The organism is Pseudomonas sp. MPB26 (genome assembly GCF_046605355.1).
GTDB lineage: Bacteria > Pseudomonadota > Gammaproteobacteria > Pseudomonadales > Pseudomonadaceae > Aquipseudomonas > Aquipseudomonas cedrina.
The window spans coordinates 778784-804426 of record NZ_CP176793.1 but is presented as its reverse complement, the minus strand read 5'-3'; the positions used below and the strand labels follow the sequence as shown (position 1 = coordinate 804426).

The 25643-nt window shown below is 61.4% G+C and carries 23 protein-coding genes; 14 read left to right on the top strand and 9 right to left on the bottom strand.

Annotated elements, in window-relative coordinates:
* Positions 1–111: 111 nt before the first annotated feature.
* The 3 genes from ACLH0H_RS03770 to ACLH0H_RS03760 all read right to left on the bottom strand — a co-directional run bounded on the left by ACLH0H_RS03770 (position 112) and on the right by ACLH0H_RS03760 (position 2548).
* A complete protein-coding gene (locus tag ACLH0H_RS03770; RefSeq protein WP_411381033.1) occupies positions 112–474 on the bottom strand; it encodes a DNA polymerase III subunit chi in 363 nt (120 codons plus the stop codon).
* A 7-nt stretch (positions 475–481) separates the two neighbouring features.
* Positions 482–910: a DNA polymerase III subunit chi gene (locus tag ACLH0H_RS03765; protein ID WP_169378426.1), complete on the bottom strand. Its 429-nt coding sequence runs from the start codon at positions 908–910 to the stop codon at positions 482–484.
* 147 nt (positions 911–1057) lie between these two features.
* Complete coding sequence (locus ACLH0H_RS03760; protein WP_411381032.1) at positions 1058–2548, bottom strand: leucyl aminopeptidase; 1491 nt, start codon at positions 2546–2548, stop codon at positions 1058–1060.
* A 284-nt stretch (positions 2549–2832) separates the two neighbouring features.
* On the opposite strand from ACLH0H_RS03760, the gene lptF reads away from it, so the two are divergent.
* From lptF to tadA, 10 genes are all read left to right on the top strand, one after another.
* Positions 2833–3951, top strand: a complete 1119-nt coding sequence (gene lptF, locus ACLH0H_RS03755; RefSeq protein ID WP_411381031.1) for an LPS export ABC transporter permease LptF — start codon at positions 2833–2835, stop codon at positions 3949–3951.
* Positions 3944–5023 (top strand): LPS export ABC transporter permease LptG, encoded by a 1080-nt coding sequence (gene lptG, locus ACLH0H_RS03750; RefSeq protein WP_411381030.1) that lies wholly within the window; start codon positions 3944–3946, stop codon positions 5021–5023. The genes lptF and lptG overlap by 8 nt, the downstream gene beginning before the upstream one ends.
* 152 nt (positions 5024–5175) lie before the next feature.
* Positions 5176–6975 (top strand): translation elongation factor 4, encoded by a 1800-nt coding sequence (gene lepA / locus ACLH0H_RS03745; protein ID WP_186691589.1) that lies wholly within the window; start codon positions 5176–5178, stop codon positions 6973–6975.
* Positions 6976–6980: 5 nt separating this feature from the next.
* Entirely contained in the window at positions 6981–7835 is an 855-nt protein-coding gene (gene lepB, locus ACLH0H_RS03740) for a signal peptidase I (protein WP_076951327.1), read from the top strand.
* A gap of 150 nt (positions 7836–7985) precedes the next feature.
* The gene (gene rnc / locus ACLH0H_RS03735) at positions 7986–8675 is read left to right on the top strand and encodes a ribonuclease III (protein WP_017136295.1); all 690 of its coding nucleotides are present in this window, start codon (positions 7986–7988) and stop codon (positions 8673–8675) included.
* Complete coding sequence (gene era, locus ACLH0H_RS03730) at positions 8668–9570, top strand: GTPase Era (RefSeq protein ID WP_003234112.1); 903 nt, start codon at positions 8668–8670, stop codon at positions 9568–9570. The genes rnc and era overlap by 8 nt, the downstream gene beginning before the upstream one ends.
* Before the next feature lie 155 nt (positions 9571–9725).
* Positions 9726–10412 carry a DNA repair protein RecO gene (recO, locus tag ACLH0H_RS03725; protein ID WP_411381029.1) on the top strand — a complete coding sequence of 229 codons (687 nt, stop codon included), beginning with the start codon at positions 9726–9728 and terminating at the stop codon, positions 10410–10412.
* Between the two features lie 51 nt (positions 10413–10463).
* Positions 10464–11207, top strand: a complete 744-nt coding sequence (gene pdxJ, locus ACLH0H_RS03720) for a pyridoxine 5'-phosphate synthase (protein ID WP_411381028.1) — start codon at positions 10464–10466, stop codon at positions 11205–11207.
* A gap of 253 nt (positions 11208–11460) precedes the next feature.
* Entirely contained in the window at positions 11461–12837 is a 1377-nt protein-coding gene (locus ACLH0H_RS03715) for a multicopper oxidase family protein (protein WP_411381027.1), read from the top strand.
* Entirely contained in the window at positions 12837–13334 is a 498-nt protein-coding gene (gene tadA / locus ACLH0H_RS03710; protein WP_411381026.1) for a tRNA adenosine(34) deaminase TadA, read from the top strand. The genes ACLH0H_RS03715 and tadA overlap by 1 nt, the downstream gene beginning before the upstream one ends.
* A 154-nt stretch (positions 13335–13488) precedes the next feature.
* Here the strand turns inward: tadA and cmoB are convergent, their stop codons facing one another.
* The 6 genes from cmoB to ACLH0H_RS03680 form a co-directional block, all read right to left on the bottom strand.
* Complete coding sequence (cmoB, locus tag ACLH0H_RS03705; protein WP_411381025.1) at positions 13489–14445, bottom strand: tRNA 5-methoxyuridine(34)/uridine 5-oxyacetic acid(34) synthase CmoB; 957 nt, start codon at positions 14443–14445, stop codon at positions 13489–13491.
* Positions 14442–15185 (bottom strand): carboxy-S-adenosyl-L-methionine synthase CmoA, encoded by a 744-nt coding sequence (cmoA, locus tag ACLH0H_RS03700; protein ID WP_411381024.1) that lies wholly within the window; start codon positions 15183–15185, stop codon positions 14442–14444. The genes cmoB and cmoA overlap by 4 nt, the downstream gene beginning before the upstream one ends.
* A 149-nt stretch (positions 15186–15334) precedes the next feature.
* On the bottom strand, positions 15335–15763 hold the full coding sequence (locus ACLH0H_RS03695; RefSeq protein ID WP_411381023.1) for a hypothetical protein: 429 nt from the start codon (positions 15761–15763) through the stop codon (positions 15335–15337).
* Positions 15764–15960: 197 nt separating this feature from the next.
* Positions 15961–16350 carry a protease inhibitor I42 family protein gene (locus tag ACLH0H_RS03690; protein ID WP_411381022.1) on the bottom strand — a complete coding sequence of 130 codons (390 nt, stop codon included), beginning with the start codon at positions 16348–16350 and terminating at the stop codon, positions 15961–15963.
* Between the two features lie 199 nt (positions 16351–16549).
* Positions 16550–18973, bottom strand: coding sequence for an endopeptidase La (lon, locus tag ACLH0H_RS03685; RefSeq protein ID WP_411381021.1), 2424 nt, complete (start codon positions 18971–18973; stop codon positions 16550–16552).
* Between the two features lie 864 nt (positions 18974–19837).
* Positions 19838–20827 carry a GntR family transcriptional regulator gene (locus ACLH0H_RS03680; RefSeq protein WP_411381020.1) on the bottom strand — a complete coding sequence of 330 codons (990 nt, stop codon included), beginning with the start codon at positions 20825–20827 and terminating at the stop codon, positions 19838–19840.
* Between the two features lie 335 nt (positions 20828–21162).
* Between ACLH0H_RS03680 and ACLH0H_RS03675 the strand changes: the two genes are divergently transcribed.
* Genes ACLH0H_RS03675 through ACLH0H_RS03660 form a run of 4 tightly spaced genes read left to right on the top strand, consistent with a single transcriptional unit; the run spans position 21163 to position 25519 of the window.
* Entirely contained in the window at positions 21163–22485 is a 1323-nt protein-coding gene (locus ACLH0H_RS03675) for an amidase (RefSeq protein WP_411381019.1), read from the top strand.
* 11 nt (positions 22486–22496) lie between these two features.
* Positions 22497–23375: a polysaccharide deacetylase family protein gene (locus ACLH0H_RS03670; RefSeq protein ID WP_411381018.1), complete on the top strand. Its 879-nt coding sequence runs from the start codon at positions 22497–22499 to the stop codon at positions 23373–23375.
* Positions 23376–23406: 31 nt separating this feature from the next.
* A complete protein-coding gene (locus ACLH0H_RS03665; RefSeq protein WP_186691566.1) occupies positions 23407–24747 on the top strand; it encodes an MFS transporter in 1341 nt (446 codons plus the stop codon).
* Between the two features lie 10 nt (positions 24748–24757).
* Positions 24758–25519 carry an SDR family NAD(P)-dependent oxidoreductase gene (locus tag ACLH0H_RS03660; protein WP_411381017.1) on the top strand — a complete coding sequence of 254 codons (762 nt, stop codon included), beginning with the start codon at positions 24758–24760 and terminating at the stop codon, positions 25517–25519.
* The last annotated feature ends 124 nt before the right edge of the window (positions 25520–25643 follow it).

Genomic DNA, 25643 nt, shown 5'->3' with positions numbered 1-25643 from the left:
ACAAATGTGGGAGCGGGCTTGCTCGCGAAGGCAGCGCATCAGCCAAACATGTGTCGACTGACACTACGCCTTCGCGAGCAAGCCCGCTCCCACAGGGGATCTGTGTTTGATTCAGTTTTGGTACTGGCTGAGCAACCGCTCCATCCGCGCATCCAGCCGGCGCTTGATCTCGGTTTCGATATGCGGGGCAAAATCGTCGATCACGTCCTGCATGATCAATTGCGCGGCGGCGCGCAGTTCGGCATCCAGGTGCAGCAGCAGGGCGTCCTGGGTTTTTTCGGCGGCAGGTGCTTCGGCCGGCGTGGGAGCAGGCTTGCCGTCGGACATTTCCAGCAACATTGGAATCTGCACCACCTCATTGACCAACTCGGTCAGAAGTGGCGGCTGCAAGCCATCATCACCCAGCAACTGGCGGATCGACTCGAGGTCGTCCAGCAGGTGATCGTCTTTTTTCAGCGGGTTTGGAGTGTCCATCATGTGCTCAAAGTCGTTGTAGCCGGTGATCTTGCAGAGGATAGCCCTGTTCGCGGTAGAAACGGAAACTCTCCCGCGCGGCCTGACGAATCGCCGGATCTTCCACCACCACTTCCGCCACGCGAGCGAAGCCCTTGGCAAACGGCGGCACTTTCAGGTCCAGGTTGACCAGCAGGTCATGGTGATCGCCGCAACTGTCGCCCAAACCCAGTACCACCAGGCCTTCGGGTTCAGACTCGGCGGGGCCGTGGGGCACGAAGCTTTCGCCCTTGAAGCGCCACAGGCGGGCATCAAGTTCGTCGCGCTGGGCGGCATCGCTGCAATGCAGGTAGATGCGGTGACCCATGCGCCAGGCTTTTTCGGTGAGCTTGCAGGCGAAATCCAGGCGCGCGAGCGGGTCGGCGCTGGGCAATATATAGAAGTCAACTTGGGTCATTGCAGTTCCTGAGACCGGGACGGCGCGGTGACCGTCCCGGAATTTGTAGGAGCGAGCTTGCTCGCGAAAAGCCTGAGGACAACACTATCATCCAAGATGAAAGCGTTATCGTTAACGACCATCGCGAGCAAGCTCGCTCCTACAGGGTTAGGCCTTGGCGCGGTCCAGCAGGTATTGGGTCAGCAGTGGCACCGGACGGCCGGTTGCGCCCTTGTCCTTGCCGCCGCTGGTCCAGGCCGTGCCGGCGATGTCCAGGTGGGCCCAGTTGAAGTTCTTGGCAAAGCGCGACAGGAAGCAGGCCGCCGTAATGGTGCCGGCTTTCGGGCCGCCGATGTTGGCGATGTCGGCGAACGGGCTGTCCAGTTGCTCCTGGTATTCATCGAACAACGGCAGTTGCCAGGCGCGGTCGTCGGCGGCCTTGCCGGCGCTGAGCAGTTGCTCGATCAGCTCGTCGTTGTTGCCCAGCAGGCCCGAAGTATGGGCACCCAGGGCCACCACGCAGGCGCCGGTCAGGGTCGCGATGTCGATCACCGCCTGCGGCTTGAAGCGCTCGGCGTAGGTCAGCGCATCGCACAGCACCAGGCGGCCTTCGGCGTCGGTATTGAGGATTTCGACGGTCTGGCCGCTCAGGGTGGTGACGATGTCGCCCGGACGGGCCGCGCCGCCGCTCGGCATGTTCTCGGCGCAGGCCAGGATGCACACCAGATTGATCGGAAGCTTGAGCTCCAGTACGGCGCGCAGGGTGCCGAACACACTGGCGGCGCCGCCCATGTCGTACTTCATCTCGTCCATGCCCAGGCCCGGCTTGAGGCTGATGCCGCCGGTATCGAAGGTGATGCCTTTGCCGACCAGGGCATAGGGCTTCTCGGACTTCTTGCCGCCGTTGTATTGCATCACGATCAGGCGTGGCGGCTGGTCACTGCCCTGGCCCACTGCATAGAACGAGCCCATGCCCAGTTCCTTGATTTTCTTCTCGTCCAACACTTCAACCTTCAGGCCCTTGAACTCTTTGCCCAACGCCTTGGCCTGTTCGCCCAGGAAGGTCGGGTGGCAGATGTTCGGCGGCAGGTTGCCCAGGTCGCGGGTGAAGGACATGCCGTTGGCAATTGCCGTGGCGTGGGTCACGGCGCGTTCGACTTCAGCCTGGGCCGCCTTGATGGTCAGCAGGGTGATTTTTTTCAGGGCGCGTGGTTCGGCTTTCTGACTCTTGAATTGGTCGAAGAGATAACCGCCGTCTACCAGGCTTTCAGCCAGCAGGCGAGTCTTGCCGTAGCTGTCACGGCCTTTGACCACGATTTCATCGAGCGCCAGTGTCGCGTCGCTGCCACCCAGGCCCTTGAGGGTGGTGAGGATAGCGCTGATGATTTTGCGGAACGGGCGGTCGCCGAGTTCGGCATCCTTGCCCACGCCCACCAGCAATACACGGTCGGCCTTGAGGTTGGGCAGGCTTTGCAGCAGCAGACTCTGGCCGACTTTGCCGGCCAGGTCGCCGCGCTTGAGCACCGCGCTGATGGCGCCGCCGCTGAGTTCGTCGAGTAGCTTGGCGGCAACGCCGAGCTTGCGGCCTTCGCCGATGGCGACCACGAGGGTGGCGGTTTTCAACGTTTCGGGGCTAACGCTTTTTACAACCAATTCCATTTTCGGGTCCCTTATAAAGGTCGGTTAGCCAGGAGTCTGTACTCCGGCTTTAATACCGGGCAGCTGTGTAAGCCGCCGGCGACAAAGGCCGCAGTTTGAACCTCGCCGGCGGAGCCTGACAACCCTTGCCACCGGCTTTATGCATGTGCGTGAGCAAGCTCCGTGACAGGCGCGGTCAATCACAGGATAATGCGCCATCTTTTTAGCCGGCCCTGTGTAGAGGGGCTGACTCGGTATGCTTGCTTGTTTGGCCGCCTTAGCCTGACAACCCTGGAGTGTCTGGTTTGATCGTCTTCCGTTATCTGTCCCGCGAAGTCCTGTTGACCCTGAGTGCCGTGAGTGCGGTCCTGCTGGTCATCATCATGAGTGGTCGTTTCGTCAAATACCTGGCCCAGGCTGCCTCCGGCGCGCTGGACCCGGGCTCGCTGTTCCTGATCATGGGCTTTCGCCTGCCAGGCTTTTTGCAGCTGATCCTGCCGTTGGGCCTGTTCCTCGGGATACTGCTGGCCTATGGCCGTTTGTACCTGGAAAGCGAAATGACCGTGCTCTCGGCCACGGGCATGAGCCAGCAACGCCTGCTGGGCATGACCATGATCCCGGCGGCCGGCGTCGCGCTGATCGTGGCCTGGCTGAGCCTGAGCCTGGCACCCCAGGGCGCCATGCAGTTCCAGTTGGTGCTGAACAAACAGGACGCGATGACCGAGTTCGACACCCTCGAACCCGGCCGTTTCCAGGCGCTCAATGACGGTTCCCGGGTGACCTACACTGAAACCCTGACCGACGACCGCGCCAACCTGGGCGGGGTGTTCATCTCCGAGAAACGCCTGGGCCAGGACAAGAAGGATCGCGGCATTTCCATACTGGTGGCGGATTCGGGTCGCCAGGAAGTCCGCCCCGATGGCAGTCGTTACCTGATCCTGGAGAACGGCTACCGCTACGATGGCAGTCCGGGCATGGCGGATTACCGCGCCATCCAGTACGACACCTACGGCGTGATGCTCGCTCGTCCGGATATCAGTGACGAAGTTACCGACCGCGACGCCATCCCGACCAGCGAACTGTTCGGCAGCCAGGAGCTGCGCTCCATCGCCGAGCTGCAATGGCGAATCTCACTGCCGCTGCTGGTATTTATCGTGACCTTGATGGCCGTGCCGCTGTCGCGTGTCAACCCGCGCCAGGGCCGTTTCCTCAAGCTGCTGCCGGCAATCCTGTTGTACATGGCGTACCTGACCATCCTGATCTCTGCCCGTGGCTCCCTGGAAAAAGGCAAGCTGTCGCCGACCCTGGGCCTGTGGTGGGTGCATGGGATCTTCCTGGTGATCGGCCTGGGGCTGCTCTATTGGGAACCGATCCGTTTGAAAATGAAGAGCCGTCGTGGCCAGAAGGAGTTGGCTCGTGGCTAAGCTCGATCGCTACATTGGTAGCAGCGTACTGATCGCCATCCTGGCGGTATTGGGCATCATCCTGGGGCTGGCGTCGTTGTTCGCCTTCATCGATGAAGTGGGCAACGTCAGCGATACCTATACCGTGTGGGACGTGCTGAGCTATGTGGCCCTCACCGCGCCGCGTCGGCTCTACGACATGATGCCGATGGCCGCGCTGATCGGCTGCCTGATCGGCCTGGGCAGTCTGGCCAGCAACAGCGAACTGACCATCATGCGCGCCGCCGGCGTGTCCATTGGCCGTATCGTCTGGGCGGTAATGAAGCCTATGCTGCTGCTGATGGCCTGCAGCGTGCTGATCGGCGAATACGTCGCGCCACCCGCCGAAACCACGGCCCAGGCCAATCGCGCCCTGGCCCAGGGTTCGGGCGATGCGCAAAGCGCCAAGCACGGCCTGTGGCATCGCCAGGGTGACCAATTCATCCACATCAACGCCGTGCAACCCGGCGGCCTGTTGATTGGCGTGACGCGCTACACCTTCGATAAGGAACGCCACCTGCTGGCCTCGAGCTTCGCCAAACGTGCGCAATACAGCGGCGAAAAATGGCAACTCAGCGATGTCACTACCACCTACTTCCGCAACATCGGCCAAGGCACCAAGGCCACCACTGAGGTGATCAACGTGCCGAGCGAGGAGTGGGATATCGCCCTCAAGCCGGAGCTGCTCAATACCGTTGTGATGATCCCGGAAAGCCTGCCAATCTCCGGGTTGTGGGGTTACATCCATTACCTCAAGGACCAGGGCCTGAACAATGGTCGTTACTGGCTGGCATTTTGGGTCAAGGTGTTGCAACCGGTCGTCACCGCCGCGCTGGTGCTGATGGCGATCTCGTTCATCTTCGGCCCATTGCGCTCGGTAACCCTCGGCCAGCGTGTGTTTACCGGTGTGCTGGTAGGGTTCACCTTCCGCATCGCCCAAGACCTGCTTGGCCCATCGAGCCTGGTGTTTGGCTTTTCACCGCTGTTCGCGGTGCTGGTGCCCACGGCCATCTGCGGCCTGGCCGGGTTCTGGCTGTTGCGCCGGGCCGGTTGATAGCGCGCTTATGCACAAAAAAATGCCCCGCTTGTATAAGCGGGGCATTTTTGTTCTGGTCAGCAAAGATGACGTCTGGCCCGAGCATCAGGTACAATTCCCGGCTATTTTTCAGCGGGCAATCTGCCTGCAGCCTTTTTGAGTGTTGATCCGTGAGTGATTTGAGTCATATCCGCAATTTCTCCATCATCGCCCACATTGACCATGGTAAGTCGACGCTGGCCGATCGATTCATCCAGATGTGCGGCGGCCTTGCCGAGCGTGAAATGGAAGCCCAGGTACTGGATTCCATGGACCTCGAACGCGAGCGCGGGATCACCATCAAGGCCCACAGCGTTACCCTGTACTACACCGCTAAAGACGGTATCAAGTACCAGCTCAACTTCATCGATACCCCGGGCCACGTCGACTTCACCTATGAAGTCAGCCGTTCCCTGGCCGCCTGTGAAGGCGCGCTGCTGGTGGTGGACGCGGGGCAGGGGGTCGAAGCCCAATCCGTGGCCAACTGCTACACGGCCATCGAGCAGGGCCTGGAAGTGATGCCAGTGCTGAACAAGATCGACTTGCCGCAAGCCGATCCGGACCGCGTAAAAGAAGAAATCGAAAAAATCATCGGCATTGACGCCACCGACGCCGTCGAGTGCAGCGCCAAGACCGGCCTGGGCGTCGACGAAGTGCTCGAGCGCCTGGTCAAGACCATCCCCGCGCCCACCGGCAACTACGAAGATCCGCTGCAAGCGTTGATCATCGACTCCTGGTTCGACAACTACCTGGGCGTTGTCTCCCTGGTACGCGTGCGCCACGGCCGTGTGAAGAAAGGCGACAAGATCCTGGTCAAGTCCACCGGCAAGATCCACCTGGTGGACAGCGTCGGTGTATTCAACCCCAAGCACACCGCCACTGTTGACCTGAAGGCCGGTGAAGTCGGCTTTATCATCGCCGGCATCAAGGACATCCACGGTGCACCGGTCGGTGACACCCTGACCTTGAGCTCCACCCCCGACGTTGACGTGCTGCCAGGCTTCAAGCGCATCCAGCCACAGGTCTACGCCGGCCTGTTCCCGGTCAGCTCCGACGACTTCGAAGACTTCCGCGAAGCCCTGCAAAAGCTCACCCTCAACGACTCGTCGTTGCAGTACACCCCGGAAAGCTCCGACGCCCTGGGCTTCGGCTTCCGTTGCGGGTTCCTGGGCATGCTGCACATGGAGATCATCCAGGAGCGCCTTGAGCGCGAATACGACCTGGACCTGATCACCACCGCGCCAACCGTTATTTTCGAGTTGTTGCTCAAGAGCGGTGAAACGATTTACGTCGACAACCCGTCCAAGCTTCCAGACCTGTCTTCCATCGAAGACATGCGCGAACCGATCGTGCGCGCCAATATCCTTGTGCCGCAGGAACACCTGGGCAACGTCATTACCCTGTGTATCGAAAAGCGTGGCGTACAGCACGACATGCTGTTTCTCGGTACCCAGGTGCAAGTGACCTACGATTTGCCGATGAACGAAGTGGTGCTGGACTTCTTCGACCGTCTCAAATCCACCAGTCGCGGCTATGCTTCGCTGGACTACCATTTCGACCGTTACCAATCGGCCAACCTGGTGAAGCTGGATGTGTTGATCAACGGCGACAAGGTGGATGCCTTGGCACTGATCGTGCACAAGGACAACGCGCACTATAAAGGTCGCCAGTTGACCGAAAAGATGAAAGAGCTGATTCCGCGCCAGATGTTCGACGTCGCGATCCAGGCCGCCATTGGCGGGCAGATCATTGCGCGGACCTCCGTCAAGGCACTCAGAAAGAACGTATTGGCCAAATGCTACGGCGGTGACGTAAGCCGTAAGCGCAAGCTGCTTGAGAAGCAAAAGGCCGGTAAAAAACGCATGAAGCAAGTGGGCAACGTGGAAATTCCACAAGAAGCCTTCCTTGCGGTGCTCAGGTTGGATAGTTAGGTCCTATGTCGCTAAATTTCCCGCTGTTGCTGGTCATCGCCGTTGCCGTCTGCGGTCTGTTGGCATTGCTCGATCTGGTGTTCTTCGCCCCGCGTCGCCGGGCGGCTATCGCGTCCTATCAGGGCAGCGTCAGCCAGCCCGATGCGGTGGTGGTCGAGAAGCTGAACAAAGAGCCTTTGCTGGTTGAATACGGCAAATCGTTCTTCCCGGTGCTGTTCATCGTGCTGGTGTTGCGTTCGTTCCTGGTGGAGCCGTTCCAGATCCCGTCGGGGTCGATGAAACCTACCCTGGACGTGGGCGACTTCATCCTGGTGAACAAGTTTTCCTACGGGATCCGTTTGCCGGTGATCGACAAGAAGGTCATCGAAATCGGCGACCCGCAGCGCGGCGATGTGATGGTGTTCCGCTACCCGAGCGACCCGAACGTCAACTACATCAAGCGTGTGGTCGGCCTGCCGGGCGACGTGATTCGCTACACCAGCGACAAGCGCCTGTTCATCAACGGTGAGTCGGTGGCCGAGAAGCTGCTGGGGTCCGAGCCGAACACCCTGGGCAGCGCCGAGCTGTATCAGGAAAAACTCGGTGCGGTCGAGCACCAGATCCGCAAGGAAATGAGCCGCTACCGCGCCACGCCGGACGGCCAGTGGAAAGTGCCGGCCGGGCACTATTTCATGATGGGCGACAACCGTGACAACTCCAATGACAGCCGGTACTGGGATGATCCCAACATTCCCAAGGACCTGCTGGGCATGGTTCCCGACCAGAATATCGTCGGCAAGGCCTTTGCGGTCTGGATGAGCTGGCCGGAACCCAAACTCAGCCACCTGCCGAATTTCTCGCGGGTCGGGCTGATCAAGTAATACAGGCGGCGCTGTGAACACAGCGCCGAATGCTTTTCTGGGGTGGGGACAAATCGGTCCTGCCTCATGCAGCACCAACCAGGATTTGAATTTGAACACTGCGTCAATCGTCGATGGCCGCCGGTGCCACCAAACAGATATGGGTAAACCGTGAGCGTTTCTTTAAGTCGTCTCGAGCGCCAGCTCGGCTACACCTTCAAGGACCAGGAATTGATGGTCCTTGCCCTCACACACCGCAGCTTTGCAGGGCGCAACAACGAACGCCTGGAATTCCTCGGTGATGCCATCCTCAACTTCGCCGCCGGTGAGGCGCTGTTCGAGCGTTTTCCTCAAGCGCGCGAAGGCCAGCTTTCGCGCCTGCGTGCACGCCTTGTGAAAGGCGAGACCCTGGCCGTGCTGGCACGAGGTTTCGGCTTGGGCGAGTACCTGCGGTTGGGTTCCGGTGAATTGAAGAGCGGCGGTTTCCGTCGCGAGTCGATCCTGGCGGATGCCCTGGAAGCCTTGATCGGTGCCATCTACCTTGATGCGGGGATGGAAACGGCCAAGGAGCGCGTGGTCGCCTGGCTGGCTTCGGAAATCGAAAGCCTCACATTGGTCGACACCAACAAAGATCCCAAGACCCGTCTGCAGGAATACCTGCAGTCCCGTGGTTGCGAACTGCCACGCTACGAAGTGGTGGATATCCAGGGCGAGCCGCATTGCCGCGTGTTCTTCGTGGAATGTGAAATCACCTTACTGAATGAAAAAAGCCGAGGTCAGGGTGTGAGCCGTCGTATTGCCGAACAGGTAGCGGCCGCTGCAGCACTGATTGCCCTGGGCGTGGAGAATGGCCATGACTGATTCAACCGCAACACGCTGTGGCTATGTTGCCATCGTCGGCCGTCCCAACGTGGGCAAGTCCACGCTGCTCAACCACATCCTCGGCCAGAAGCTGGCTATCACGTCGCGCAAGCCGCAGACCACCCGTCACAACATGCTGGGCATCAAGACCGAAGGCAGCGTGCAAGCGGTCTACGTCGACACCCCGGGCATGCACAAAGGCGGCGAGAAAGCCCTCAACCGCTACATGAACAAAACCGCGTCGGCGGCGTTGAAAGACGTCGACGTGGTGATCTTCGTGGTCGACCGCACCAAGTGGACCGATGAGGACCAGATGGTCCTCGAGCGTGTGCAGTACGTCACCGGCCCGTTGATCGTCGCGCTGAACAAGACCGACCGCATCGAAGACAAAGCCGAGCTGATGCCGCACCTGACCTGGCTGCAGGAACAACTGCCCAATGCCCAGATCATGCCGATCTCGGCCCAGCACGGGCATAACCTCGAAGCTCTGGAGCGCGTAATCGCCGGCTACCTGCCGGAGAACGAGCACTTCTTCCCGGAAGACCAGATCACCGACCGCAGCAGCCGTTTCCTCGCCGCCGAACTGGTGCGTGAGAAAATCATGCGCCAGATGGGCGCCGAGCTGCCGTACCAGATCACCGTCGAAATCGAAGAGTTCAAGCAGCAGGGCAAGACCTTGCACATCCATGCGCTGATCCTCGTCGAACGCGATGGCCAGAAGAAGATCATCATTGGCGACAAGGGCGAGCGCATCAAGCGTATCGGCACCGAGGCGCGCAAGGACATGGAATTGCTGTTCGACTCCAAGATCATGCTCAACCTGTGGGTGAAGGTGAAGGGTGGCTGGTCCGATGATGAGCGTGCGTTGCGCTCCCTCGGTTATGGCGACCTGTAACCGGTTCAGAGCACACCGCAATACACTGTGGGAGCGGGCTTGCCCGCGATGAGGATGTAACATTCAGCAGAGATGTTGACTGTGAGACCGCCATCGCGGGCAAGCCCGCTCCCACATTGGATCGGCGCTGTTTCACGTTCTGCGAAGAGAGCCCAATGTCCGCTTCCCCCCCCAGCCAACTCGCCTACGTCCTGCACAGCCGCGCCTACCGCGAGACCAGCGCTCTGGTGGACTTCCTCACGCCCCAAGGTCGCCTGCGCGCGGTCTTGCGTAGCGCGCGGGGCAAGGCCGGCACGCTGGCGCGGCCCTTCGTGGCCCTGGACGTGGAGTTTCGCGGCAAGGGCGAGTTGAAGAACGTCGGTCGCCTGGAAAGCGTCGGCACCTCCGCCTGGCTCAATGGCGAGGCCCTATTCAGCGGCCTCTATCTCAATGAGCTGCTGATCCGCCTGCTCCCTGCTGAAGACCCCCACCCCGGCGTCTTCGATCACTATGCTGCAACCCTGTTGGCGTTGGCCGAAGGCCGCCCGCTGGAACCACTGCTGCGCGCCTTCGAATGGCGCTTGCTCGACGACCTGGGCTACGGCTTCGAACTGTCCAACGACCTGCACGGCGACCCCATCGCCGCCGACGGCCTCTACCGCCTGCAAGTGGACGCCGGTCTTGAGCGCGTGTATCTGCTGCAACCCGGCCTGTTCCAGGGCGCCGAGCTGCTGGCCATGAGCGAAGCGGATTGGACCGCGCCGGGTGCGCTGTCCGCCGCCAAGCGTCTGATGCGCCAGGCCCTGGCGGTGCACCTGGGCGGGCGGCCGCTGGTCAGTCGCGAGTTGTTTCGAAAGCCCTGACATCCCCGTGTATGCTGTGCACCGATTCTTTCCCTTTTCAGGAGCGCTTCCGTGACCACCAGCAATCGCATTCTTCTTGGCGTCAACATCGACCACGTCGCCACCCTGCGCCAGGCCCGGGGCACCCGCTACCCTGACCCGGTCAAGGCCGCGCTGGACGCCGAAGAAGCGGGCGCCGACGGCATCACCGTGCACCTGCGCGAAGACCGCCGCCACATCCAGGAGCGCGACGTGCTGCTGCTCAAGGACGTGCTGCAAACCCGCATGAACTTCGAAATGGGCGTCACCGAAGCAATGATGCAGTTCGCCGAGCGCATCCGCCCGGCGCATATCTGCCTGGTGCCGGAAACCCGCCAGGAGCTGACCACCGAAGGCGGCCTCGACGTGGCCGGCCAGGAAGCGCGGATCAAGGCGGCGGTGGAGCGCCTGTCGAAAATCGGCAGTGAAGTCTCGTTGTTCATCGACGCCGACGAGCGTCAGATCGAAGCCTCGCGCCGTGTCGGTGCACCAGCGATCGAACTGCACACCGGGCGTTACGCCGACGCCACCACCCCGACCGAAGTGGCCGACGAGCTGCAACGCATCATTGAGGGCGTGAGCTGCGGTCTCAATCAGGGCCTGATCGTCAATGCCGGCCATGGCCTGCACTACCACAACGTCGAGGCCGTGGCCGCGATCAAGGGTATCAACGAACTGAACATCGGCCACGCACTGGTGGCCCACGCGCTGTTCGTCGGTTTCAAGGGGGCGGTGGCCGAGATGAAAGCGCTGATCCTGGCGGCCACCAAGTCCTAAGCGAGCCCAGTCTAAAGCACACTGAGGAGCAAAATGTGTGGGCTTGCTCGCGAATGCGGTGTATCAGTCAAATATGTACTCACTGACACACCGCCTTCGCGAGCAAGCCCGCTCCCACATTGGGTCCGCAGCGAATTCCAGAACTCGGCCATGCGGCAATGCGGCAATGCGAAGCCTTACTGTTTAGCCGGTGCAGGTGTATCGTATCAGCCCTTCGCGGGCCCCTGGCCTGCCGCCGATACGCGAGGTTGTTGTGTCCCGATCCTTTTCCCGTCGACAAATCCTGGGTGGTCTTGCAGGCCTGGCCGTAGTGGGTGTGGGGGCCGGTGGCGCCTACCGCTATTGGCTGGGGAAAGTTGCCGAGGCCGAGGCTGGGCACGATTACGAGCTGATCGCCGCACCGCTGGACGTGGAACTGGTGCCGGGGCACAAGACCCAAGCCTGGGCGTTCGGCTCCTCGGCGCCCGGCACCGAGTTGCGGGTGCGCCAGGGCGAATGGCTGCGGGTGCGCTTTATCAACCACCTGCCGGTCGCTACCACCATCCATTGGCATGGCATCCGCCTGCCGCTGGAAATGGACGGCGTGCCCTACGTCTCGCAATTGCCAGTGCTGCCCGGCGAATACTTCGACTACAAATTCCGTGTGCCGGACGCCGGCAGCTACTGGTATCACCCCCATGTGAACAGCAGCGAGGAACTCGGCCGTGGCCTGGTGGGCCCGCTGATCATCGAAGAACGCGAGCCCACCGGTTTCAAGCACGAACGTACCCTGAGCCTGAAAAGCTGGCATGTGGACGAAGAGGGCGCGTTCGTCGCCTTCAGTATTCCCCGTGAAGCCGCGCGTGGCGGCACCGCCGGGCGGCTGTCGACGATCAATGGCGTATCCCAGGCGGTGATCGATCTGCCGGCCGGGCAGATCACCCGCGTGCGCCTGCTCAACCTCGATAACACCTTGACCTATCGCCTCAATATTCCGGATGTCGAGGCGCAGATCTACGCCCTGGACGGCAACCCCATCGAACCGCGCCCGCTGGGCAAGGAATACTGGCTGGGCCCCGGCATGCGCATCTGCCTGGCGATCAAGGCCCCGCCGGCCGGCGAAGAACTGTCGATCCGCAACGGCCCGGTGCGCCTTGGCACGTTCCGTTCGGTGGCCAGCACGGATGCCCCCGCGCAATGGCCGCCCGCACTGCCCGCCAACCCGATCAGCGAGCCGGACCTGGCCAATGCCGAGAAACTCAACTTCAATTTCGAATGGGTGGGCTCCGTCTCTGTGGATGACGGCAAGCCGCCGAGCCTGTGGCAGATCAACGGCAAAGCCTGGGACATCACCGACAAAACCTGCGCCGACCGCCCCATCGCCAAGCTGGAAAAGGGCAAGAGCTACATCTTCGAACTCAAGAACATGACCCAATACCAGCACCCGATCCACCTGCATGGCATGAGCTTCAAAGTGATCGCCTCGAACCGCCACAAGGTGATCCCTTACTTCACCGACACGTACCTGCTGGGCAAGAACGAGCGCGCGCGCGTGGCGTTGGTGGCGGATAACCCGGGGGTATGGATGTTCCATTGCCACGTGATCGACCACATGGAAACCGGCCTGATGGCCGCCATCGAGGTAGCGTGATGCGCCAGTTTCGCCCCACCGCGATCATCGACCGCAGCCGCGACCAGGACTTCATGCGCGAAGCACTGGCCCTGGCCGCCCAAGGCGCCGCATTGGGCGAAGTGCCGGTGGGCGCGGTGCTGGTGCAGGACGGCGAAATCATCGGCCGCGGCTTCAACTGCCCGATCAGCGGCAACGACCCCAGCGCCCATGCCGAAATGGTCGCCATCCGCGCGGCGGCGCAAGCCATCAGCAACTACCGGCTGGTGGGCAGCACCCTGTATGTAACCCTGGAACCGTGCAGCATGTGCGCGGGTTTGATCGTGCATGCCCGGGTGGCCCGGGTGGTATACGGCGCGTTGGAACCCAAGGCGGGGATTGTGCAAAGCCAGGGGCAGTTTTTTACCCAGGGCTTTTTGAATCACCGGGTGCTGTTTGAAGGGGGGGTGTTGGCAGAGGAATGTGGGACTGTGCTGAGTGAATTCTTCAAGGCTCGGCGGGCCAGGCCAGCACTCTAAAGAACACCGAGGACCAAAATGTGGGAGCGGGCTTGCTCGCGAATGCAGTGGGTCAGCCCTATATAAGGTGACTGACACTCCGCCTTCGCGAGCAAGTCGAATCGTCGCACCGCCGCTCCCACAGGGGATCCCATTCCTTCAGGGGAATTAGGGCTTACTTCTTGGCGATGATCACCGCCCGCATCGGCGCCGGCAGCCCTTCAATGGTCTTGCTGTGATCCTGCGGATCGAGAAAGTCACTCAACGACTGAAACTTCATCCACGCCGTTCCACGCTGTTCCTCGACCGTGGTCACACTGACGTCCACACAGCGTACATCGCTGAAGCCCGCGCGACGCAGCCATAGCATCAACGCCGGCACCGACGGCAGGAACCACACGTTACGCATCTGCGCGTAGCGATCTTCCGGCACCAGCACCTGTTGCTGATCGCCTTCGACCACCAGGGTTTCCAGCACCAGCTCGCCGCCCTTGACCAGGGTGTCTTTGAGCGCGAGCAAGTGCTCGATCGGCGAACGGCGGTGATAGAACACACCCATGGAAAATACCGTGTCAAACCCTTCCAGATTCGCCGGCAGGTCTTCAAACGGGAACGGCAAGTGCCAGGCCCTGGGCTCGGACAGGTAGCGCTGCACCGCCTGGAACTGGCAAAAGAACAGCCAGTTCGGGTCGACGCCGATCACACTGTCGGCGCCGGCGCCGAGCATGCGCCACATGTAGTAACCGTTGCCGCAGCCGACATCCAGGATGCGCTTGCCCCTGAGGTCCAGGTGCGGTGCGACGCGCGACCACTTCCAGTCCGAGCGCCATTCGGTGTCCACATGCACACCGAACAGGTGGAACGGCCCCTTGCGCCAGGGGCTCAACCCCATCAGCGCGGTGTGCATCTGTGCACGGGTGGCGTCGTCGCAGTCGGTGTCCAGCACCAGGCCGGTCAGCAAGTCGACTTCGGCCGGCATGATCTTCGGCAGCGCATCCAGCGCGCTCTGCCAGCGCTCCAGGTCGCCATGACCTTTTTCCATCTTGCTATCGAGTTGCGCTTGCAGGCCCTGGGCCCACACGGCCAAGGGAGTGCCGACCAAGTGGCGGGCGAGGGGGGACAGATCAATCATGGCAAGGCAATCAACGAGGCAAAGTTAAGACACTGGAACCACGGCACGACTTTGGAGAACCCCGCCGCCAGCAGGCGTTCGCGGTGTTCGTCGAGGCTGTCGGGCTTCATGACGTTTTCGATGGCGCTGCGCTTCTGGGCAATTTCCAGTTCGCTGTAGCCGTTGGCGCGTTTGAACGCGATGTGCAAATCGGTGAGCAGCGCGTGTTCTTGCGGATCGTTGAAACGCAGCTTCTCCGAAAGAATCAACGCACCGCCCGGCAACAGTGACTGGCGGATGCGCGAGAGCAACGCCAGGCGTTCATCGGGCGCAATGAATTGCAGGGTGAAGTTCAACGCCACCACCGAAGCCGGCTGGAACTGCAGCGCGAGGATATCGCCCTCGATCACTTCAACCGGCAGCAACTCCTGAAACATCGAGTCCTGGCCATTGAGGTATTCGCGGCAGCGCTCGACCATCGCCGCCGAGTTATCCACGGCGATCACCCGGCAGCCATCGGTGCGCACGTGGCGGCGCAACGCCTGGGTGACCGCGCCCAGGGACGAGCCCAGGTCATAAAGCACGCTGTCCGGCTGGGCAAACTGCGCCGCGAGCACGCCGAGATTTTCAACGATGGTCGGGTAACCGGGCACCGAACGCTTGATCATGTCCGGGAACACCCGCACCACGTCCTCGTTAAAGGCGAAGTCCGGCACCTGCGGCAGGGGCTGGGCGAATAGGCGATCGGGTTCTTTGCTCACGGTTGTTCCGGCGACGAGGGGGAAAGGCCGGCATTTTAGCCAAGTTGGTGCATTGATGCGCGGGTTGTCTCATAAACAGCGGCGGCAGGCTGCATTATCCATATGGTCACTTCCACTTAGCGATGTGGAAGTGACCTGGGTATCGGTCGCTATTGGTGTTTGCATGTATGAACCGGGGTGATGCCGCGAAGATCAAATACTCCGTCTACATAAATATACTCCCCCGTCCAGAGGTCATAGGCTTTGATTTTTACTGCTCCTTGATAGTGATCCCCGAGACGATCAAAATTTACAGATATCTCGCCGCTTTCAGTTACATAAAATTGGGAACCTGAAGCAATCAATCCGAGTTGGCGGATTTCCCGGTCGGCCTCGAAGTCATAGATTCCATCTGGAATATCAGGGTCGAGAGCAATGGCGATCGTCCGTACCAGACTATTAGCGTTGTCTTGTGTTCCGGCGATTTCCAGTGAGCGACCAGCCGTAAGTTGGCGAATATCATCGTTGAAGTTCGGGACACCATCGATGTTGGCGGTAAAGGTGCCGGTGGGTGCTGTGTAGGGCTTCTTCGTATTCATGATCGGTACCTGATTGGCCATACACTTGATTGTTTATGGCGTACCGGAAACCTATGAAAAATGGCTGAGTTTTATAACTGTCAAAAGTAACAGTCTGATAGATGGCTTTCTTATATGTGCCGGGAGTGGTCGTTATAAGTCGGTCGCTTTCTCTCTAAAATTCCACCGTCATCAACACACCAATCAGTCAAGGCATTTCAATTCACCGTAATGGCGCAGTCAAAGGTCTCGACAGGTTCAGCCTCCGGCTCCCAGGGTTGCTGGGAGGTCAGGCGCAAACGGCCCTGGCCTGCGTTGAAGGCCTGGAAGCGCCAGGTCGACTGACCACCGCCACCGATCACGCCGGATTCCGAACTGCTGTAGACCTCGGGGCTCAACGCGCGCAACACGCCGCCAGCGGAGTCCTGGATGGCCCAGCGGTAACCGGTGGTGGGGTTGCTCGGCAGGGTGAGGATCAGGTTTTGTCCGTTTTTAAGCGCAAGCGGGCAAGCGTCCTGGTTGTCCACGGTGACGTTTTGCTTTGGGGCACTGGCGCAGGCGGCCAGCAGGGCAAGGCTCAAGGGGAGAAGCAGGCGGGCAGCGGTCATGGAGGCTCCGTTGATGGGCGACGAAGGGCGAGCATAACCGAAGATGGGACGAGGTGTGACAGATGGCTTTGTGCTGGCCGAGCTGGCGCCTTCGCGAGCAAGCCCGCTCCCACATTCGACCGCATTCCATAAGATGTACTCGGTCAAATGTGGGAGCGGGCTTGCTCGCGAAGAGGCCCTTACAGACGTTGAAGACCTATCAGAAAAGCACTTTAGCTACATCCGCAAACCGCTTGGCAAAGTGCACGGTCATGCCTTCTTTAAGGTACTCCGGCAATTCCTCGAAACTGCCCCGATTCGGCTCCGGCAGGATCAGCTCATGAATCTTCTGGCGCCGCGCCGCGATCACCTTCTCGCGCACACCGCCAATCGGCAGCACATGCCCGGTCAGCGTCAGCTCTCCAGTCATGGCCACGCCTTTTTTCGGCGGCTGGTTGCGTGCCAGCGACAGCAACGCACTGGCCATGGTCACCCCCGCACTCGGGCCGTCTTTCGGCGTGGCACCTTCCGGCACATGCAAGTGCACGAAGGCTTCGTCAAAGAACTTCGGATCACCGCCAAACGACTTCAGGTTCGAGCTGATGTAGCTGTAGGCAATTTCGGCAGACTCCTTCATCACTTCACCCAGTTGCCCGGTGAGCTTGAAGCCGCGGTTGAGCGTGTGGATACGCGTCGCCTCGATCGGCAAGGTCGCGCCGCCCATGCTGGTCCAGGCCAGGCCAGTGATCACGCCGGTGCCGGACAGCACCTGCTCATTACGAAATACCGGCATGCCCAGGGAGCTTTCCAGGTCCTTGTTGCCGATCTTGATCACCGAGTCCGGCGCATCCAGCAGCTTGACCACCGCCTTGCGCACCAGTTTGCCCAGTTGTTTTTCCAGTTGGCGCACCCCGGCCTCGCGGGCATAACCGTCAATCAAGGCGCGCAGGGCGCCGTCGCTGATGGACAGGGTGTTTTTCGCCACCCCGGCTTTTTCCAGCTGTTTTGGCCACAGGTGGCGCTTGGCGATGGCGACTTTTTCTTCGGTGATATAGCCCGACAGGCGAATCACTTCCATGCGGTCCAGCAGTGGGCCGGGGATCGAGTCCAGGGTGTTGGCGGTGCACACGAACAGCACTTTGGACAGGTCCAGGCGCAGGTCCAGGTAGTGGTCGAGGAATTCGACGTTCTGCTCCGGGTCCAGGGTTTCCAGGAGCGCCGACGCCGGGTCGCCCTGGAAGCTCTGGCCCATCTTGTCGATCTCGTCGAGCATGATCACCGGGTTCATCACTTCCACATCCTTGAGCGCCTGCACCAACTTGCCCGGCATGGCGCCAATGTAGGTACGGCGATGACCCTTGATCTCGGCCTCGTCGCGCATGCCGCCGACGCTGAAGCGATAGAACGGCCGGCCCAGGGACTCGGCGATGGATTTGCCCACGCTGGTCTTGCCCACGCCCGGCGGCCCCACCAGCAGCACGATGGAGCCGGCGACTTCGCCTTTATAGGCGCCCACCGCGAGGAACTCGAGGATGCGACTCTTGATGTCATCCAGGCCCGCATGGTGTTTGTCCAGGACCTTGCGCGCGTGTTTCAGGTCGAGCTTGTCCGCGCCGTACACGCCCCAGGGCACTGAGGTGGCCCAGTCCAGGTAATTGCGCGTCACCGCGTATTCCGGCGAACCGGTTTCCAGGATCGACAGTTTGTTCAGTTCTTCATCAATGCGTTTTTTCGCCTGGGCCGGCAGCGTTTTGCCTTCAAGGCGTTGTTCGAACTGCTCGACATCCGCGCTGCGGTCGTCCTTGGTCAGGCCCAGCTCCTGTTGGATGACCTTGAGCTGTTCCTTGAGGAAAAATTCCCGCTGGTGCTCGCCGATCTTGCGGTTCACTTCGGCGGACAGTTCTTTTTGCAGGCGCGCCACTTCCACTTCTTTGCGCAGCATCGGCAGGACTTTTTCCATGCGCTTGAGCATGGGCACGCAGTCCAGCACTTCCTGCAACTCGTTACCGGTGGCCGAGGTGAGGGCGGCGGCGAAATCGGTGAGCGGCGACGGGTCGTTGGGGCTGAAGCGGTTGAGGTAGTTCTTCAGCTCTTCGCTGTACAGCGGGTTGAGCGGCAGCAGTTCCTTGATCGCGTTGATCAGCGCCATGCCGTAGGCCTTGACCTCATCGGTCGGCTCGCTTGGCTGGTGCGGGTATTCGACTTCCACCAGGTACGGTGGGCGGTGGTGTTTGAGCCAGGTCTTGATTCGCACGCGGGTCAGGCCCTGGGCGACGAACTGCAGCTTGCCGTTTTCGCGGCTGGCGTGGTGCACCTTCACCAGCGTGCCGTACAGCGGAAGGCTGGAGGTGTCGAAGTGGCGCGGGTCTTCCGGCGGCGTGTCCATGAAGAACAGGGCCAGGGAATGGTGGTCGGACTTGCTTACCAGCTCCAGCGTCTCGGCCCACGGCTCTTCATTGACGATCACCGGCAGCACTTGCGCCGGGAAGAAAGGCCGGTTGTGGATCGGGATGATATAGACCTTGTCCGGCAGGTTTTGCCCAGGCAGGGCCAGGCCGGTGTTGGACGAGGCGGCGTGTTCGGCGTTTTCGGGGTCTGCGTAATCGTTGATGTCGTAATCAGGGGATTCTTGCTGGTCGCTCATGGGGCACCTGCATCAGTAAGTATGGTGCTTAGATGGGGCAGGGTGGTGGTGGTTTCAATAGTGGGGGTGAGATAGCAACATATTGCATGGTATTTGTCGTCACACAGACCCTGCGGCGGCCTTAGAACCGACCGGTATTGATGTCGAACTCGGTTCAAAATGTGGGAGCTGTCGAGCCCCAGCGAGGCTGCGAAGGCGGCGGCACTGCTGGCATTTTCTTCGCCTGACACTCCGCTTTCGCAGCCTCGCTAAAGCTCGACAGCTCCCACAGAGGATGAAGTCAGCCTCTGAAAGTTGTGTAGATACCTATGCTGCGATGGCAGCAACCCGGTGTGCCTGATGTACCGAAGTGACAGCATCGCAGGCAAGCCAGCTCCCACAGAAAAGCAGATCGGTGGAGTGCCACCTAATCTGCTCTGGCTCTGGCTCTGGCTCTGGCTCTGGCTCTGGCTCTGGCTCTGGCTCTGGCTCTGGCTCTGGCTCTGGCTCTGGCTCTGGCTCTGGCTCTGGCTCTTGATCTGGCTTTTGATCTGGCTTTTGATTTTGATCTCAGGCGCCCCATCAACCACGCTGGCCGAACGCAGGCTTGAATCCGTGGGTAACCCGGCAGGACGCCGGGTTAGCCGTCTTGGGCCATGGATGGCCCATGACGGCGGCCCACGGATTCAAGCCTTCGTTCGGGCACACCGAGCCTAGGCGAGGTGCCGAGTGGTGGGGCAAGAGCCTTTTGGTTACTTTGGGGCTCTTTTCCAAAGTGACCCGCCGTAAGGGCGGAACCATAAGCCGCCGTCACCAAATAACGGATATGTACCCGGTCAAAACCCACGACATGGTCGGCCCTAAGGCCGCCACGTAAGCGCAAGGTCAGCTGATTTTATGCAGATAGCCAGGGAGCGGCTGTTCGGGCAACACCGACAGCACCTTCAACCGCTGCAACATCCGCTGCCGCGCCCGCTGCAAATGCTCACGCAAATTCAAAGCCGCCGCATCAAACGCCCCATGCAGCAACAACTCCAGAATCAACCGATGTTCGGCCAACATCGCCGGATCGGCGCCGATCCCCAGCAATCGATAAAAAATCCGGCTGATGATCATCGGGCTCTGCCCCTGACGAATCAGCGCTGCGATCTTGCGATTCTGCAGGCCGGCCAAGCAGCGTTGGTGCAAATCCTCCTCGATCCGCTCGATGGCTTCCAGGCTGCACTGCGGGCTGTTCTGGGCGTCCAGCACGCGTTGCAGCATGGCTTCGAGCAGCTCGCGGTCGAGGTTGGGCGCGCTCTGGCGCAGGGCTTCGGGCTCCAGGCAAGCGCGCAGCTCGTAGTCTTCGGTGACTTCCCGCGCGGTCAAAGGCCCCGCCAGCCATTGCGAGTAAGGTTCCTTCTCGACCAAGCCACGGTCGCGCAGGCGCATCAGCGCTTCACGCACCACCGCGCGGCTGACGCCGTAGTGGTCGGCGGCGGCTTGCTCATCCAGGCGGTAATGGCCGAAGGCAATGCAGGTAGACAACGCCGCGCCGATTTCCTCGACAATGCGCTCGCCCAGCGGCCGCGTGTCCACCAACTCGTCCTCACCGTTAAGCCCCAGGTGCGCATGGCTCAAGGGCAGGCGCAGCGGCTCCATGGCCAGGCCTTGCGGGTTGATGAGGTAGCCCCGGCCGTTGAAGCGGCAGATCAAGCCTTCGTCATGCAGCAGGTCCAGGGCCTTGCGCACCGGCACGCGGCTGGTGCCGAACAGTTCGGCCAGCGGCGCTTCCAGCAACACCAGCCCATGGCGGGCGGTGCCGTTGACAATCGCGTCGCGCATCACTTTGTGAATCATCGCGTAACGTGAGGCCGAGGCGGACACTGCTTTCATTGCGTTCTCAGAGGTGTAGGGACGGTTGGCCGGGGATTCTCTCATAGATGCGCCTGTCACTCTGCGCCACGTCAGCGGCACGTTTTTGGGGCCTCGACAGAAAAATTGTTACTTTTCTGCACTAAAATGTACTTATTAATAAAGGATACATTATTTCATTCAACGTCTTCGGCGACGACCAGCCCAGATTTTTTCCCTTCGTCAAAACCATCTACCCCGTGGCTCTGGTGGTAAATCCCGGCTTGGGCAAAACCCGTTGAACACAGACTGGCACGAAAGCTGCCTTTGTAAAATGTACATTTTATTAATATGTACGTTTTGTGAGGGTCAACCCGATGTCAGACGCCACTTCAATGGCCGAGGGCTTCGCCAGCGGTCGCAGTGACCCGGTGCAAGCCCTCGAACAGGCACTCGATAAGGCAAGCCAGGTTCCGTCGGTATTTATCAGCCTGACGCCCGAGCGCGCCCGCCGTGAAGCCGAAGCCGCCGCCGCGCGTTGGCGCGCCGGCCAGCCGTTGAGCGTGTTCGATGGCGTGCCGCTGGCCTGGAAGGATCTGTTCGACGTGGCCGGCAGCATCACCACGGCGGGCGCCGCCTACCGCCGCCATGCGCCCGTCGCGTTGCTCGATGCGCCCACCGTCGGCCTGTTGTGTCGTGCCGGGATGGTCAGCGTGGGCAAGACCAACCTCAGTGAACTGGCCTATTCCGGCCTGGGCCTGAACCCCCATTTCGGCACGCCGCACAATCCCCATGGTACGGATCAACCGCGCATCCCCGGCGGATCGTCTTCGGGCTCGGCCGTGGCCGTGGCCGCTGGCATCGTGCCCATCGCCATGGGCACCGACACGGCCGGTTCCATTCGCATCCCCTCGGCGTTCAACGGTCTGGTGGGTTACCGCGGCAGCAGTCGGCGCTACAGCCGCGACGGCGTGTTTCCATTGGCGCACAGCCTCGACAGTCTCGGCCCGATAAGCCGCAGCGTGCGTGATGCCCTGGCCGTCGACGACTTGCTGCATGGCCGCACCCACACCCACGTCGCCCGCAGCCTCAAGGGCCAGCGCTTCGTGCTGGCGCAGCAGGATGTCGAACCCGCCGTGCGCAACAACCTGCTGCGCGCGGTGGAGCAGCTCAAGGCCCACGGCGCGCTGGTGGAAGAGCGCGAATGCCCGGCCTTCCAGGCGACGCTGGAGCTGATCAAACACCACGGCTGGCTCGGCGCCTTCGAAGCCTTCGCCCTGCACCAAGCGTTGCTCGACAGCCCCGAAGCCGACCAGCTCGACCCACGCGTGCGCCGCCGCCTTGAAACCGCGCGTTCGCTGCCGGCGCGCCAACTGATCCACCTGACCGACGCGCGCCGTCGCCTGCAACAGCAACTGATCGAAGACCTCGACGGCGCCGTCCTGATCACCCCGACCGTCGCCCACGTCGCCCCGGCGTTGGCGGCGCTTGAAGCCGACGATGACCTGTTCGTCACCACCAACCTCGCCACCCTGCGCCTGACCATGCCCGGCAGTTTGCTCGACATGCCAGGCGTGACCCTGCCCAGCGGCCGCGATGCCCAGGGCCTGCCCACCGGGTTGCTGCTCAGCGCCCCGACGGGAGAAGACGCACGCCTGCTGCGCGCGGCGTTGTCCGTCGAATCCGTAATGACTATTTAAGGAGACACACCATGGCTAAAGACATCCTCTGTGCATTCGGCGTCGACGTTGACGCCGTCGCCGGCTGGCTCGGTTCCTACGGCGGCGAAGACTCGCCGGACGATATCTCCCGCGGCCTGTTCGCCGGTGAAATCGGCGCGCCACGCCTGCTCAAACTGTTCGAACGCTACGGCCTGCGCACCACTTGGTTTATCCCCGGCCACTCGATGGAAACCTTTCCCGAGCAAATGAAGGCCGTGGCCGATGCCGGCCATGAGATCGGCGTGCACGGCTACAGCCACGAAAACCCGATCGCGATGACCGCCGAGCAGGAAGAAATCGTCCTCGACAAGTCCATCGAACTGATCACCCAGGTCACCGGCAAGCGCCCCACCGGCTACGTGGCGCCATGGTGGGAATTCAGCAAGGTCACCAATGAGCTGCTGCTGAAAAAAGGCATCAAGTACGACCACAGCCTGATGCACAACGACTTCCACCCCTATTACGTGCGCAAGGGCGATACCTGGACCAAGATCGACTACATCCAGCACCCCGATACCTGGATGAAGCCCCTGGTGCGCGGCGAAGAAACCGACCTGGTGGAGATCCCGGCCAACTGGTACCTCGACGACCTGCCGCCGATGATGTTCATCAAGAAAGCCCCCAACAGCCACGGCTTCGTCAACCCGCGTCACCTCGAAGAAATGTGGCGCGACCAGTTCGACTGGGTCTACCGCGAACACGAACACGCCGTGTTCACCATGACCATCCACCCCGATGTGTCCGGCCGCCCGCAAGTGCTGCTGATGCTCGAGCGCCTGATCGAACACATCCAGAGTCATGCCGGCGTGCGCTTCGTCACCTTTGACGAAATCGCCGATGACTTCATCCGCCGTCAACCGCGTACCTGAACCTTTGCTCCCACCCCCTGAGGCGCGATCTATGTCCATCTACAACAAGCTTGACCTGACTGGCTGGAAACCCCGGCAACTGACCTCCCAGGAGGTGCGTTTTGCCACCTGGATCGCGTTTTTCGCCTGGGTGTTTGCGGTGTACGACTTCATCCTGTTCGGCACCTTGCTGCCGGAGATCGGCCGGCATTTTGGCTGGGGTGAAGTGGAGCAAGCTGAAATCGCGACCTGGGTGGCGGTGGGAACCGCCGTGGTCGCCCTGGCCATCGGACCGATCGTGGACAAGCTGGGGCGCCGCAAAGGGATTATTTTCACCGTGGCCGGTTCCGCGCTGTGCTCGGCGCTGACGGCGATTGGTGGAGCGTGGGGCAAGTCGCCGCTGATCCTGATCCGTTCGCTGGGCGGCCTGGGTTATGCCGAGGAAACCGTCAACGCCACCTATTTGACCGAGTTGTACGGCGCCTCCGAAGACCCGCGGCTGACCAAGCGTCGCGGCTTCATCTACAGCCTGGTGCAGGGCGGTTGGCCGGTCGGCGCGTTGATCGCCGCCGGGTTGACCGCGCTGTTGCTGCCTATCATCGGCTGGCAGGGCTGCTTCATCTTTGCTGCGATCCCGGCTGTGGTCATTGCGATCATGGCGCGCAAGCTCAAGGAGAGCCCGCAGTTCCAGATCCATGAACGCATCAGTCAACTGCGTAAAAGCGGTGCGGTGAGCGAAGCGCAAAACGTTGCGCAGACCTACGGCGTGGACTACGACGAGCACAGCAAGGCCGGTCTCAAGGCCGCCTTCCGTGGCCCGGCCCGGCGTGCCACGCTGGTGATCGGTGCCGCGCTGTTGCTCAACTGGGCGGCGATCCAAGTGTTCAGCGTGCTGGGCACGTCGGTGATCGTCAGCGTGCACCACATCTCGTTCGAGAACTCGCTGATCATCCTCGTGCTGTCAAACCTGGTGGGCTATTGCGGCTACCTGAGCCACGGCTGGATGGGCGACAAGATCGGCCGTCGCAACGTGATCGGCCTGGGCTGGATGCTCGGCGGGTTGTCGTTCGCCGGGATGCTGTTCGGCCCGAGCAACATGGCGATGGTGGTCGGGTTGTACAGCCTGGGCCTGTTCTTCCTGATCGGCCCATATTCGGCGGCGCTGTTTTTTATCAGCGAGAGTTTCCCCACCAGCATCCGTGCCACCGGCGGCGCGATCATCCATGCCATGGGCCCGATCGGTGCGGTGGTCGCAGGCTTTGGTGCGACCCAGGTGTTGTCCGCCGGCAGTGACTGGCAGACCGCCGCGCTGTGGTTCGGCGCCGTGCCGTGCTTTTTGTCCGGCATGTTGATGTTTGCCGCGCGCCATGTGCGTCCGGAAACCGTTCAGTAAGGAGTCAATGATGAGCCGTAAAGTTGCCTTGATTACCGGCGCCGCCAGCGGCATCGGCCAAGCCCTCGCCTTGGCCTATGCGCGCCATGGCGTGGCGGTGGTCGGCGGGTACTACCCGGCTGACCCGCATGACCCGCAGGCCACCGTCAGCCTGGTGCAGGCCGCCGGCGGCGAGTGCCTGATGTTGCCGTTGGACGTGGGCGATACCGTCTCGATGGATGCCCTGGCCGCGCAAGCCGTGCAGCATTTTGGTCGGCTGGATTACGCCGTGGCCAACGCCGGGTTGCTGCGCCGCGCGCCGTTGCTGGAGATGACCGATGCGCTGTGGGATGAGATGCTCAATGTCGATCTCACGGGGGTGATGCGCACCTTCCGCGCGGCGACCCGGCATATGCACGAAGGCGGCGCGCTGGTGGCGATTTCCTCGATTGCCGGTGGCGTGTACGGCTGGCAGGAACATTCGCACTATGCCGCCGCCAAGGCCGGCGTGCCGGGGTTGTGCCGGTCGCTGGCGGTGGAGCTGGCGGCCAAGGGCATCCGCTGCAACGCGGTGATTCCTGGGCTGATCGAGACGCCGCAGTCGCTGGATGCGAAGAACTCGCTGGGGCCGGAGGGCTTGGCGAAAGCGGCGAAAGCGATCCCGCTGGGACGGGTAGGGCGGGCCGATGAAGTGGCGTCGCTGGTGCAGTTTTTGACCAGTGAAGCGTCGAGCTATCTGACTGGCCAGAGCATCGTCATCGACGGCGGATTAACCGTACGCTGGCCCGACTGAATCTACGCGGTCTGAAAATGTGGGAGCTGGCTTGCCTGCGATGGCGGTGGGTCAGCTACCTATAAATCTACTGATACACCGCTATCGCAGGCAAGCCAGCTCCCACAGGGGAACGGTGTTTGCC

Coding starts and splice junctions, on each gene's coding strand:
- lepB (WP_076951327.1), top strand. CDS start 6,981: ATGTCGCTAAATTTCCCGCTGTTGCTGGTCATCGCCGTTGCCGTCTGC.
- ACLH0H_RS03690 (WP_411381022.1), bottom strand. CDS start 16,350: ATGACCGCTGCCCGCCTGCTTCTCCCCTTGAGCCTTGCCCTGCTGGCC.
- ACLH0H_RS03660 (WP_411381017.1), top strand. CDS start 24,758: ATGAGCCGTAAAGTTGCCTTGATTACCGGCGCCGCCAGCGGCATCGGC.
- recO (WP_411381029.1), top strand. CDS start 9,726: ATGTCCGCTTCCCCCCCCAGCCAACTCGCCTACGTCCTGCACAGCCGC.
- ACLH0H_RS03695 (WP_411381023.1), bottom strand. CDS start 15,763: ATGAATACGAAGAAGCCCTACACAGCACCCACCGGCACCTTTACCGCC.
- ACLH0H_RS03680 (WP_411381020.1), bottom strand. CDS start 20,827: ATGAAAGCAGTGTCCGCCTCGGCCTCACGTTACGCGATGATTCACAAA.
- ACLH0H_RS03665 (WP_186691566.1), top strand. CDS start 23,407: ATGTCCATCTACAACAAGCTTGACCTGACTGGCTGGAAACCCCGGCAA.
- lon (WP_411381021.1), bottom strand. CDS start 18,973: ATGAGCGACCAGCAAGAATCCCCTGATTACGACATCAACGATTACGCA.
- ACLH0H_RS03670 (WP_411381018.1), top strand. CDS start 22,497: ATGGCTAAAGACATCCTCTGTGCATTCGGCGTCGACGTTGACGCCGTC.
- ACLH0H_RS03675 (WP_411381019.1), top strand. CDS start 21,163: ATGTCAGACGCCACTTCAATGGCCGAGGGCTTCGCCAGCGGTCGCAGT.
- tadA (WP_411381026.1), top strand. CDS start 12,837: ATGCGCCAGTTTCGCCCCACCGCGATCATCGACCGCAGCCGCGACCAG.
- era (WP_003234112.1), top strand. CDS start 8,668: ATGACTGATTCAACCGCAACACGCTGTGGCTATGTTGCCATCGTCGGC.
- ACLH0H_RS03765 (WP_169378426.1), bottom strand. CDS start 910: ATGACCCAAGTTGACTTCTATATATTGCCCAGCGCCGACCCGCTCGCG.
- ACLH0H_RS03760 (WP_411381032.1), bottom strand. CDS start 2,548: ATGGAATTGGTTGTAAAAAGCGTTAGCCCCGAAACGTTGAAAACCGCC.
- cmoB (WP_411381025.1), bottom strand. CDS start 14,445: ATGATTGATCTGTCCCCCCTCGCCCGCCACTTGGTCGGCACTCCCTTG.
- ACLH0H_RS03770 (WP_411381033.1), bottom strand. CDS start 474: ATGGACACTCCAAACCCGCTGAAAAAAGACGATCACCTGCTGGACGAC.